Annotated in this window: 12 protein-coding genes; 5 read left to right on the top strand and 7 right to left on the bottom strand. The window is 50.9% G+C overall.

Annotated elements, in window-relative coordinates; genetic code table 11:
* Positions 1-25: 25 nt before the first annotated feature.
* Positions 26-760 carry a helix-turn-helix domain-containing protein gene (locus tag B9G79_RS03875; RefSeq protein WP_088564385.1) on the bottom strand — a complete coding sequence of 245 codons (735 nt, stop codon included), beginning with the start codon at positions 758-760 and terminating at the stop codon, positions 26-28.
* A gap of 346 nt (positions 761-1,106) precedes the next feature.
* Here B9G79_RS03875 and B9G79_RS03870 point away from each other — a divergent pair, with 346 nt between their 5' ends.
* Positions 1,107-2,777 (top strand): ABC transporter ATP-binding protein, encoded by a 1,671-nt coding sequence (locus tag B9G79_RS03870; RefSeq protein ID WP_198298041.1) that lies wholly within the window; start codon positions 1,107-1,109, stop codon positions 2,775-2,777.
* A complete protein-coding gene (locus B9G79_RS03865; RefSeq protein ID WP_232469129.1) occupies positions 2,770-4,581 on the top strand; it encodes an ABC transporter ATP-binding protein in 1,812 nt (603 codons plus the stop codon). Before B9G79_RS03870 ends, B9G79_RS03865 begins: the two co-directional genes overlap by 8 nt.
* On the opposite strand, the gene B9G79_RS03860 is transcribed toward B9G79_RS03865, so the two are convergent.
* Together B9G79_RS03860 and B9G79_RS03855 are read right to left on the bottom strand one after the other, a co-directional pair.
* Complete coding sequence (locus B9G79_RS03860; RefSeq protein WP_088564383.1) at positions 4,512-5,498, bottom strand: hypothetical protein; 987 nt, start codon at positions 5,496-5,498, stop codon at positions 4,512-4,514. The genes B9G79_RS03865 and B9G79_RS03860 overlap by 70 nt on opposite strands.
* A gap of 26 nt (positions 5,499-5,524) precedes the next feature.
* A complete protein-coding gene (locus B9G79_RS03855) occupies positions 5,525-6,316 on the bottom strand; it encodes a GYF domain-containing protein (RefSeq protein WP_088564382.1) in 792 nt (263 codons plus the stop codon).
* A 223-nt stretch (positions 6,317-6,539) separates the two neighbouring features.
* Between B9G79_RS03855 and B9G79_RS03850 the strand changes: the two genes are divergently transcribed.
* On the top strand, positions 6,540-7,457 hold the full coding sequence (locus tag B9G79_RS03850) for a chemotaxis protein CheX (protein WP_232469127.1): 918 nt from the start codon (positions 6,540-6,542) through the stop codon (positions 7,455-7,457).
* On the opposite strand, the gene B9G79_RS03845 is transcribed toward B9G79_RS03850, so the two are convergent.
* Genes B9G79_RS03845 through phnD form a run of 4 tightly spaced genes read right to left on the bottom strand, consistent with a single transcriptional unit; the run spans position 7,454 to position 10,535 of the window.
* The gene (locus tag B9G79_RS03845; protein WP_088564380.1) at positions 7,454-7,858 is read right to left on the bottom strand and encodes an acyl-CoA thioesterase; all 405 of its coding nucleotides are present in this window, start codon (positions 7,856-7,858) and stop codon (positions 7,454-7,456) included. The genes B9G79_RS03850 and B9G79_RS03845 overlap by 4 nt on opposite strands.
* A 16-nt stretch (positions 7,859-7,874) precedes the next feature.
* Entirely contained in the window at positions 7,875-8,882 is a 1,008-nt protein-coding gene (gene phnE, locus B9G79_RS03840; protein ID WP_088564379.1) for a phosphonate ABC transporter, permease protein PhnE, read from the bottom strand.
* Complete coding sequence (gene phnC, locus B9G79_RS03835; protein ID WP_088564378.1) at positions 8,860-9,645, bottom strand: phosphonate ABC transporter ATP-binding protein; 786 nt, start codon at positions 9,643-9,645, stop codon at positions 8,860-8,862. The genes phnE and phnC overlap by 23 nt, the downstream gene beginning before the upstream one ends.
* A complete protein-coding gene (gene phnD, locus B9G79_RS03830; protein WP_088564377.1) occupies positions 9,642-10,535 on the bottom strand; it encodes a phosphate/phosphite/phosphonate ABC transporter substrate-binding protein in 894 nt (297 codons plus the stop codon). The genes phnC and phnD overlap by 4 nt, the downstream gene beginning before the upstream one ends.
* Positions 10,536-10,628: 93 nt before the next feature.
* Here phnD and B9G79_RS03825 point away from each other — a divergent pair, with 93 nt between their 5' ends.
* Positions 10,629-11,357, top strand: coding sequence for an HAD family hydrolase (locus tag B9G79_RS03825; RefSeq protein WP_232469123.1), 729 nt, complete (start codon positions 10,629-10,631; stop codon positions 11,355-11,357).
* On the top strand, positions 11,357-12,013 hold the full coding sequence (rsmI, locus tag B9G79_RS03820) for a 16S rRNA (cytidine(1402)-2'-O)-methyltransferase (RefSeq protein ID WP_088564375.1): 657 nt from the start codon (positions 11,357-11,359) through the stop codon (positions 12,011-12,013). Before B9G79_RS03825 ends, rsmI begins: the two co-directional genes overlap by 1 nt.
* The last annotated feature ends 1 nt before the right edge of the window (position 12,014 follow it).

The following is a 12,014-nucleotide window of genomic DNA, read 5'->3' as shown; positions in this document are numbered from 1 at the left end:
GAAAATCAGGTAATCAACTGACGGACTATTCTTTCTTCTTCAGTGCACCCATATAGGAATACTGCCAAGGACGGAATGCCATCAACACGCCGGAATCGATGACAGAAACGTTATGTTCCACCTCGTAGCGTGACTCTTCTTGCATATCCATCATCAGACGTTCCAGTTTGGCCTTGTACTTGGCCAGAGTGGGCGCGCTGACTTTGATCAACGTAAAGCGGATGTAATCCTCGGGACGAAAATCATAATTCAAATAATTCGACTTGGTTTGCTCAAACAACGCTTTCCCCACCGGCCCGTCACGACGGAAACGCAGAAAGCCCTGACGCTTCAGCTTCACCTTGTCGCGGGGGTGCAGTTCAATCAGGTTCAGACGATCCAACTGGAATAAATATTTTTTCGCCTCGGAACCCGGGATCTGATATTCCTTTTCAATTTTCTGCGGGGTTTTGCCTTCCTGAAGCATCATATAGAAATGCAGCAGGCGCGCGTTTTCAGCCAGGGCCTTTTCCTGTTCGTCCGACAGAATCATCGGCTGATTGGCTTCTTCCAGATTCGCGGATTTCACCACCTCGGAAAAACTGAGGTCGGCGATCCGACAGATTTCCTCCAGACGATCCAGACTTAAACTTTTGCTGGATAGAATGCGCTTCACACTGGATTCGCTCAAATCCAAAGCTTTGGCGAGATCCTTATAAAGAATATTCTTCGCTTTTAAGGATCGTTTTAAGGCATTCAAAAACTGGTCAATCTGTGACATCTCAACCCCCAAAACCAGAGTATTACATTATAGTACCCCAAGCAAGGGTATTGAATGCTGGCACCAAACAACCGATCCTAACAGCAGGCATGGAGGTTCCAATGACCGCTCTGAGACTGCTTTTCCAAAGACTGACACAGCACCGCCCCTTCTTTTATGGGTGGGAACAACGGGCTTATGAACGACGCCAAGAGCAATCCCACTGTGACGCCCAATTCTCTTGCAGACTTTGGAAGGATTAAATACAGTCCCCGGGGTGATGCAGAACTCCTCTGAAAATTCCTTATTATTTAAGCGTCCCCTTTGGTTTTATATCAAAAACAATCCCCGGGCCTTCAGCTTGGGGATGATTTTTTTGCTGCTGACGAATGCCCTGGATTCCGCCTATCCACTGGTCATGAAAGCCGCCATCGATCAGATTCAGGCCAAGGCTTCCTTGTCCGACATCGGAAAGACCTGCCTGATCTTTCTGGCCATGATGACCGGACTTGCCATCACCCGTTACGGCTGGCGCGCGAACTTTGGCCGTTTCCACACCTACGCCGCTGAACACATTCGTCAAAAAATCTTCCGCCACATCACCTCTCTGGGACCGAACTTCTTCCACAAAAACCCCGTGGGCGAACTGATGAGTCTTCTGACCAACGATGTGCAGTCGTTCCGTCAGGCCATCGGCCCCGGACTTTTGATTCTGGCCGACGGGATCATCTATATCCTGATGGTGCTGCCGATCATGATGTCCCTGAACTGGGAATGGACCTGGAAAACCCTGGTGTTCCTGCCGCTGGTGCCTTTCCTGATCTGGAAAGTCATGCGATTAATACACTTAAACTATAAAATTCAGCAGGAACGGTTTTCTGAACTGACCGGGATCGCCCAGGAAACCGTGGGCGGGATCCGCGTGATCAAAAGCTTCGCGCAGGAAAACAACCGCACTCAGCTTTTCAACAGTATCAGCGCCGGCTTTGAAAAAGCCTGCAACAAAGTGGCCCGCGTCGATTCGATGTTCATTCCGGTGATGGAGTTCGGCGTGACTTCAGGCAGTGTGATTCTGCTTTTCATCGCCAAGGACGATCTGTACTCGGGTGCAGTCACCATCGGGACCTTCTTTGCCTTCCAGCGCTACATCCAAAAGATGGTATGGCCGATGACGGCTTTGGGCATGGGCTTTTCCAACTTCCAAAAAGGATATGCTTCCTTTGACCGGATCAAAGAGGTTTTGCAAACCGAAACCGACATTCCCGACAACGGCACCGTGGAAATTGAAAAGTTTGAAACGCTGGAATTTAAAAACGTTTCTTTCTGCCATAAAACCAGCCCGGTGTATGCGCTTAAAAATGTGTCCTTCACCCTGAAGGCTGGCGAAAGCCTGGGCATCATGGGGCCGGTGGGGGCTGGCAAAACCACACTGCTGAATCTTTTGACCCGCATGTATCCGCTTGAAGAAGGCCAGATCCTGGTCAACGGCCACGATATCAGCAGCATCACCCAGGAATCTTTGCGCCGCACCTTCCTGCTTGTCCCGCAAGAGGCCTTCTTATTCAGCGACAGCATTGCCGACAATCTGAGCCTGGGCCTGACCGAGCGAGCGGACATCAATGAAATCCAACGCATGACTGAAATCGTCGATCTGACCAAAGAAATTGATTCTTTACCGCACAAGTTTGACTCCCAACTGGGTGAACGCGGTGTGAATCTATCCGGAGGCCAGAAACAACGTCTGACCATCGCCCGCGGAATTATCATGAAAACTCCGGTGCTGATTCTGGATGACTCACTCAGTGCCGTCGACACCCGCACTGAAAAAGCAATTGAGCAGGAACTGCGTAAAAGCCATGGCAGTCTCAGCCGCATTATTGTGGCTCACCGCCTGTCCTCCCTGAAGTCCGTGGACCGTCTGCTGATTTTAAAAGACGGCCATGCGGAAGCCTGGGGCACGATGGAGCAGGTTCAGGAAACCAGCCCGACCTTCCAGAAAATTGTGCAGATTCAAGGATTGGGGGATCACCATGAATGATAACTTTATGAATGAGGACCTGGTAAAAACCAAGGTCACTTACCCGATTCTATTCAAACGCCTGTGGCCTTATGCCCGTCGCGAAAAAGGTCTTTTGTTCATGGCGATCTTTGCTGTCGCCGGCGGCGCGACCGTGGCCCGTTTGATTCCGATGCTCGTAGGACAAGCCATCGACAAAGGTGTCGTGGGTCGCGATCTTTCGATCTTCACCAAAGTGGCTTACGCGTACCTGGCACTTGAAATCATGCGTTCGGTGTTTTCTTTCGGAAATGCCTTTTTATTCCAGTTGTTCGGAAACCGCATGCTGTACCACCTGCGCGAAGATCTGATGAACCACGTGCAAAGACTGCCGATGCAGTTCTTCAACAAAACTCCGAACGGGCGCATTGTCACGCGCCTGACCAATGACGTGATGTCCTTGGGCGAACTGTTTTCAGAAGGTGTGATTTCGGTCTTCACCAACGCGGTGATCATCGCGTCGGTGGTGATTGCGCTCAGCCTGATTTCCTGGAAGCTGACCGTGGTGTCCCTGTTCCTGGCGCCGTTCTTTATCTGGGCCACCTTCCACCTGTCCAATAAAATTCGTGCGATCTTAAGCGAACAAAAAAAGAAACTGTCCGTGATCAACGCCTTCCTGGCTGAAAATCTGAACGGCATCAAGGTCATTCAGCTTTACAACCGTGTGACCCGCAATCGCGACAAGTTCGGCGCACTGTCGGTGGACTATCGCGATACCAATATGCGTTCGATCAAAGCCTATGCCCTGATGCAACCGGTGATGAATCTGTTCAACGCCGTGACCATCACATCGGCTTTGTATTTCGGTGGTTACTTAAGCGCTGAAAACTCGATCGCCATTGGTTCATTGGTGGCGTTTTTGATGAACATCCAGGACTTCATCCCGCCATTGCGAGAGATTTTAGAGAAATACCAGCAGTTCCAAAACTCCCTGACCAGTGCCGAGCGCATCTTCACCCTGATGGATGAACCGAAAGAGCACGAACTGGCCGCTCTGACCAGCCCGGGATCTTTGCGTGGAGAACTGGAAATCAAGAGCCTGAACTTCCAGTACGAAAGCCATCTGCCGCTGGTTTTGAAAAACATCAACCTGCACATTAAAGCCGGAGAATCCGTGGCTTTGGTGGGGCGTACCGGCAGCGGCAAGTCCACGTTCATCTCGCTGTTGCAGCGATTCTATGATGCCCCGGAGCAGACGGTCTTTGTCGATGGTCTTGCCCTGGAAAGCATCCCGCGCGAGGAAATCCGCCACCACGTCGGCGTGGTTCAGCAGGATAACTTCATCTTCCGCGGCAACATCCGCGACAATATTGGCCTGGGCGACCCGCGCATCACAGAAGAACAAATCCGCATGGCCTGTGAAAAAACCGGCTATATGGCTCTATTGACCCGCACAGGCCGCGATCTGCTAAGCCCGGTGGCAGAACGCGGAGCCAACTTGTCGGTCGGCGAACGCCAGCTGATCGCCTTTGCGCGCATTCTGGCCTTCAATCCGGATATTTTAATTCTGGATGAGGCCACCGCCAATATTGATTCTGAAAGTGAACACATCATTCAGGATGCGACCAAAGAGATCACCAAAGGCCGTACCAGCATCATCATTGCCCACCGTCTTTCAACGATTGAACAGTGCGATCGCATTATTGTTCTGAATCAGGGGGAAGTGGCCGAGATGGGCTCGCACGAAGAACTTATGCAAGCCCAGGGCATGTATTATCAGTTCGCGTCTTTAGGTTTGAAATCGACCTTGATCGACGCATCCGCCGCTGGCACCGCAGTTCCATAGAAACGGATCACGTTGCTGGCGGCCAGATAGTCCCAACCATTGGTGGTGTCACGCGGAATGCTGACACCATTGATGCTGACCGTGATGGACTCTTCCAAAGGCACTTTGGACAGTTTAAAGTCCGTCAGGATCTGATAGATGCGTGAACGAATGTTCCCCACGGCCGACGACAGATTCGTGCTGCAGATGGATTCTTTGACCCCGCCTGACGTATCAGCCAAACCCATATAGCTTAAACCCGCCGACGCAAAGTCATTGAAGGTTTTGCACTGGGACGTCAAACTTAAGACGCCGATAAAATTAAACACCCAGGAACGGCTGCCATCCACCCACGGCTCTTTGATACTGTCCAATAAATTAGTGTAGTAGGTGATGCCCGCGGAAGAGCTGGATTTACTGAAGTCATCTTCATCCGACAACGCGATCACCACCAAAAGGGCGTCATTGCGGAAGAAGCCTTTGCCTTCATTGGCAAGATAGTTTGCTGACAGCGCATTTTCCATGGACTCCAGACCGCGCTCCAAATTGCTGCCCGCCTCACCCACGATCATGCGATTTTTCAGGCTGTTGACCAGATCCGGGGTTTTCGAAGTCACATATTTGGGACTGCCGATAAACTTCCCGCCGTCAGGGGACGTGCCCCCCATGCTGGTGGTCACCACGGCCATGTGATAATCCATCTTAAGAGTATTGAGTTTGCTGACCAGATCCGGGATTTGTTCACTCAGACGCTGCTGATGCTTCAGCATGGAGGTGGAGTTGTCCACGATCCACAGAATATCCACCTTGTTGTTGTACGTGATGCTTTGACCAAAGTTGTCTTGAGTTTCTGGAAGATCGAAAGACACATTCTGCGCGCAGGCCATCAAGAAAGCTGACGCTGCCGCGACAACAAAAAGCTGAAAGTCCTTTTTCATACCAAAGATCCTCTCAAAGGCTGCTTTTATGCAGCCTTCGTTGTGAAATTCTTGATTGATTCGCGAGCGGACTGGCTGAGAGTTGTGAACTTCACGCCATACTTCACCGGCTCAACGGCGGCGCCACTGTCCTTCACGTATTGTTTGCTGACGATCTGGCAGACCGCATTGAAAGGCGGCACACCATCACCCGGCTGGAAATGCAGGAACAGACTTTGCCCCGGCTGCAGATTCGGAGTGTCGATCAGAACACCCGCCCCACCGGCACTGATTTCCAGAGCCTGACCGCGGAAAACTGTTTTGTTGTTATGAACAATCAAAGAAGCGCCATAGGATGCACGCACATGACGACGGCGGAAGAAAATCTCGGCCACATCAGCTTCCTTGGAGTCTTTCATCACACGGATGCTTTCCGCAGAGAAGTCTTCCACCTCGGCCACTCTTTTCCAGGAAGGAAGTTTGGAGTGCCAGATGTAGTCGTATTCGTACAACGCCTTTTCCTGCAGCATCTGGATCAGCTCCAACTGGCAGAACGGGCCGTAGTTATTACCCTCTTTCAAAATAAACCATTCTTTGTCTTTCAATGCCAGCTTGCTTAGCAATGACACTGGGGACGCCGAAGGTCGAGTCGCAGGCTTTTGTGCCAGTTTCGCAGAAAACTCCGGATGCTCCAGCAGCATAAGCCACTCACCCAGCGCTTCGTCATAGATGTAATCCGTCCACTGGTTCTCCTGAGTCTCAATCTTTTTTAGAACTGTCTCAAGATTGAACGGCCCGATATGAGTCCCATTGTTCGAAAGATAATACTGTTTTCCCATGCTCTCGATACTCCTGTTCCGCACTATTCGGCACAAACAGAAGATGACTTAACTGTAGGAAATTAGACATTTTGTTGATAATTTGTTTGGGAAATTTCGTCGAAGTTCTGGACAATAAATAGAGTTAAAGGCTTCCTCACAGTTACCCGACAAGATTACTGCCAGTTAAGAAATCCGCATCTTAAACCGAATAGAGTTTATGGTATTCATACAGAAGAAAGAAATGAAAACACGAAAAAACATCCTGATCGTGGACAACAACTGTGAGCTTGAGCAACTGGTGAAAGAACCACTGCTAAAGCAGCTTGAAAACTCGGGGTTTTCCCCGGTGGTGGTCCGTGCAAAGGATGGCGCCGAAGCTGCGATCAAGTCCGAAAACCAAAAGTTCGACGTCGTGCTGATTGATACCGAAGTGCCGCGCCTGATGGACGGCGGTTTCGTTTATGGTATCCATACTTATAAGAACACCCAGGATGCCGAGCTGATCGTAATCTCACAACGAGACTCTTCGGATCTGCCGGAAAGTCTGCAGTCTTCAAAATTCTTTAAAAAGCCTGTTTCTCCGAATGAACTGATCAGCGCGATGATTTCGGTTCTAAATGCCCAACACCACGGCACCGGCGCGAAAGAACCTGCCACTGCGGCGGCCGCCACCAAGTATGCCGTCGATGTGCGCGTGATCAACGCCGTCATCAAGGCCACCACGCATGTGTTGGGTCAGTTTGGCTGCTCGTCCGTAAAAATGGAAAAAGCCGGCCCCAAGTCCCCGCACGATCCGATGATGGGGGAAGTTTCCTCGGTTGTGGAGATCAAGTCCCAGGCATTCCAGGGACATCTGTGCATTTCCTTTGATAAAGGCAGCTTCCTGGAGGTTGTGTCTTCCATGCTTATGGAGGAACAAACCGAGCTGAATAAAGACAATCAGGATGCCGTGGGTGAGATCAATAACATTATCTTTGGTAACGCCAAGGCGGAAATCAGTTCCTATGGAGTTCAGATGACCGTGCCGAAAGTTCTTTTGGGCAGCGGCCAAAATGTGCCGTGCGCTCAAGGCTCCGCCGGGATGATGATTCCTTTTGCGACTGAAAAAGGAAAGTTCTACATCACCGTCGTCGCCCTGCCACTGGCAAAAGCCGCTTAATCCATTCCAATCGCCCGCTTCCATTCCGGAGTGGGCTCAATCAGTTTTCTTTCTTTCATATCAAACAGACCAAACGTAAAGACCGCTTCGCTGGCAACACTGCCATCGTCCTTGATCATCTGCTGTTTCATCTGGGCGATCTTTCCTTTGTAACCCAGCATCTCCAGAGTAATGGTGATCGTTTCACGCAACAGCACTTCGCGCTGGAACTTCAAATTCACTTCCAGAATCACCGGACCCTGTTTCATCTTTTGAATGTCCCTAAAACCGTATCCACGACTGGTGATCGCTTCCCAGCGGGCTTCCTCGTACAACGCCAGATAGGTGGCATTGTTCATGTGGCCCAGTGAATCGACATGGTGTTCTTTGATAGTGACTTTATAGTTATTCAAAACAGACATGGAAAGCTCCTTAAGACTATTTCAATGCTTCACGAACATAGGCCGAGGCCTGATCCAGGGCCCATACCACCACCGCAATCACGACAATGATACAACCCACCTCACGCCACATCGCCTGCCCCTGATACTGCACCAGCATCGTGCCGATACCGCCACCACCGACCAGACCGATGATCGTCGCCATGCGCACGTTGATGTCCCAGCGATAGACCGTAAATGAAATATAAGGCAAAAGCACCTGAGGAACAATCGCATACCAAATCGTTTGCAGTTTATTGGCTCCGGTGGATTCAATCGCCTCAATCGGCCCTTCTTCAACAGATTCCACCATCTCGGAATATTGTTTGGCCAGTGAAGCAACCGAATGAATCATCAAAGCCAGCATCCCGGCAAACGGTCCTATCCCCACCCACACCGAAAAGATGATGGCCCAGATCAGAGCTTCAATGGATCGAGTGACGTTCAGGAAGGTTCGCATGACGAAATAGATCATCCGGGCCCAGGGACCCTGCATGATATTTTTGGCACAGACAAAACTTAGCAAAAAAGCCACCGGGATTGCGAGCGTGGTTGCCAGAAACGCCATAAAGATGGTTTCAATGATATTCAGCACAGCTCGGGGCAACACATCCCAGTTCGGATTCAACAGTCCCTTGAACAGACGAACTGCCCCGGCAAAACCGTTCTGATCAAACAGCTCAACAAACGAAAACTCGGTCTTGATCACGGCCACCGTCAGCGTGGCGGCCAAAGAAACCAAAAGCTGCCAGCACCAGAAAGTGCGATACCAAGGGCGATCTTCCTCAGCCCCCTGATGAGCTGCGAATAACTTTGCGCCCAGAGTGACGACGTTGCGGGCTGAAAGCCCCAGACTGATGCCGCAACCAACAACAAAGAACAATAAGGCCAAAGATGAAACCAGGCCCAACTGCAAAAGCTGCTCTTCCGAAGTGACAAACAGAGCCGCCAGAAGGCACAGCAAAAAGCCAAAGACAATGCCGTCAAATATCGTTCGGCGCAACATCCTGTGCTCCTTCCCCGTAAATACGGCGGAACCATTCTTCGGTGATTTCTTCGGGCTTTCCGCGGAAGACGATTTCACCGTCTTTCAGCGCAACCACACGGGTCGCGTACTGGCGCACCAGTGAAAGAAAATGCAGATTGGCGATCACGGTGATGCCCATCTCTTGATTGATCTTGCGCAAATAATCCATCACCACATGACAAGTCGCCGGATCCAGCGAGGACACCGGTTCATCCGCCAGCAGCAATGTCGGCTTTTGCATCAAAGCCCGGGCAATGGCCACACGCTGCTTTTGACCGCCTGAAAGCTGGTCTGCGCGCAAGGAGGCTTTTTCAGCGATCCCCACCAGACGCAGGTTCTCTTTGGCCTCTGACCTTTCTGAGCCGGAAAACATCCCCCACAAACTTTGCCAGGTGGACTTTGCCGCCAGTCGCCCCATTAGAACATTCTTTAAAACACTTTGTCGCGGAATCAGATTGAAGTGTTGAAAGATCATGGCCATCTTGCTGCGCACACTGCGAATTTTCGCCGCATCTTGCAACTGACCTATTTCCTGTCCCGAGAAATAGATACGTCCGGAAGTTGGCTCCTGCAGGCGGTTCAGACATCGCAGCAAGGTTGATTTCCCCGAGCCACTGAGGCCGATCACCACCAGGAATTCTCCGGGATGAACCTCCAGATTGATATTTTTCAGCGCCTGCACACCGTTGGGATAGGTCTTGGACAGGTTTTCAACGCGCAACAGGGCTTCAGCCACGATCACTTCCCTTCCGGCGCCAGCGTCGACAGCATCTCGCGAACGCTGTCATAGTCACTGTCGGTGGATTTTTTCAAATTGGTTGCCCCCAACATCAGGTCCAGGGACTTTTGCCCTTCAGGTGTGGCAGCAAACTGCAAAAGGGTGTCGACGATCTTTTCTTTCATTTCTTCCGGCATGTCTTTGCGGAAGACGATCGGGTCATTCGGGATGGGTTCGGACAATTCGATGATTTTCACCTTCTGTTCGACATCAGGATACTGGGTTTTCACCAGGCGGCGGGCGTCTTCAAGCTGCCCATTTTGAGGTGGACTGTAATAGGTTGCGCCCGCATCCACCTGCCCTTGATAAATCATCGTCACAACGGAATCGTGCTTCATTGCAAAGACGGTGTCCTTGGGTTCGATCTTGCGGTCCTTCAAAGTCTTCAGCGGCAGCAGATAACCCGAAGTCGAAGCCGGATCGACGAAGGCCACTTTCTTTCCCTGCAGGTCTTTCAGTGATTTGATCTTTCCATCCGCCCGGGCCAGAAACTGCGATTGATAGGTCGCGGACCCGTAACGAATCACCGTCAGACGGGCTTCCACACCGTACTGCTTGTGCGCCAGATAGTATCCATAGGTGTTGATAGCAGCAACATCCGCCCGCTTGGTGCCGAAAGATTCCACCACCGCCACAAAGTTCTGAGGGATAGTGATTTGAAATTTATAAGGTGTGTTCTTTTCCAGATAATCCTTCAGAATCTGAGAATTGTCGGTCAGAACTTTGGCATCAACTGCAGGAACCAAATGAAACTTGATCGGGTTTTCAGCCGTTCCTAAAACATCTTTCTTCAGATGACATCCACCAAGCACAACAGGTCCCCACAGAACCATGCCAAGAAGAAGTTTCTTCATGCTGTTTGCCTCCCAAAATCATTATAGAAAACCCCCAAGCACGGGCAAGAAAAGTCTTTGATTTCACTGGACTTGTATGGCTAGATGGCCCCTATGCTGGAACAGATTCTTGTTAATATTCAGGACCTCACAAAACAGGGCAAAACCAGCCTTGCTGTTTTCGACCTCGACTCCACTTTATTTGATGTCAGTCCCCGCCTTGAAAGAATCCTTCTGGATTTCGCGGCTTCGCCATTGAATCAAAAAAAATTCCCTGAGCAAGTGGCGTTGCTAAAGAACATCAAGACCCTGAGAACCGACTGGGGCATCGTGGGAGCCCTGACCCGCGCCGGACTGGACGGGCATCATCCTGAGTTCCAAGAGGCCGTGAAAGCCTACTGGCAGAAAAGCTTTTTCTCGAACCACTATTTGCAGTTCGATGCACCTTATGACGGAGCCGTGGAATTTGTGAACGCCGTTTCCGATGCCGGTGCTGATGTTGTATATCTGACCGGCCGGGACGTCGAACGCATGGGCGGAAGCTCAGGCGAAGTCATTGCACAATGGGGATTCCCTTTGAATGAAAAAGCCAAGCTGGTGTTGAAACCTCATCGCAGTATGGACGACGCGAAATTCAAAACGGACTGGTTCTTGGATGCCGAGAAAAAGAATTACGAGGCGATTTATTTCTTTGAAAATGAACCGGTGAATCTGCATCTGCTGGCGCAGCACTGTCCAAAAGTACAGATGATCTTCTTTGAAAGCACCCATGCCGGAAAAGCCGAGCCGCCCGCGGACCTTCCGCGTATCATGAATTTTCTGCTGAATCAGAAGGAGTCCTGATGCTTTACGTGGTGGCCACCCCGATTGGCGATGTCAGCGAAATTTCCCTGCGCGCCCTTGAAATTCTGAAAAACTGCGACGTGGTGATTTGCGAAAGCACGAAAGAAGCGTCAAAGCTTCTGCGTGCCCATGGCATTACGGGTAAATCCTACGAAGTTCTGGATGAGCATTCCACCCCTGAAGACAAAGCCGCGCTGGTTCCGCTGTGTGCGGAAAAGACCGTGGCTCTGGTTTCTGACTGTGGAACGCCAGGGTTCTGCGATCCGGGAGCGGATCTGGTGCGCCTGTGCCGCCAGAAAAACGTACCGGTAAAATCCGTTCTGGGCGCTTCAGCCCTGATGGGATTGCTGTCTTTAAGCGGTCAGCGCATTGATGAGTTCGTGTTTCGCGGCTTCTTGCCGGCTGAAAACGAAGCTCGTGCGCGTGCTTTAAAAGAACTGACCAAAGAAAAGCGCGCCATCATTCTGATGGACACTCCTTACCGCCTGAAAAAAACCCTGAACGACATGAAAGAGCATTTTGCTCAACGTCGCTTCCTGCTGACCATGAATCTGTCCCAGGAAGAAGAGATCGTTCTGGAGGGCTCAATCGACAAACTGATCGGCGGCCTGAAAGCCGACAAGGCAGAATTCATGCTGCTGGTGTATCCGGTCTGAT

The sequence above is a fragment of the Bdellovibrio bacteriovorus genome (genome assembly GCF_002208115.1).
Lineage (GTDB): Bacteria > Bdellovibrionota > Bdellovibrionia > Bdellovibrionales > Bdellovibrionaceae > Bdellovibrio > Bdellovibrio bacteriovorus_C.
The sequence above is the reverse complement of the archived record's forward strand: the minus strand, read 5'-3'. Positions and strand labels throughout refer to the sequence as shown.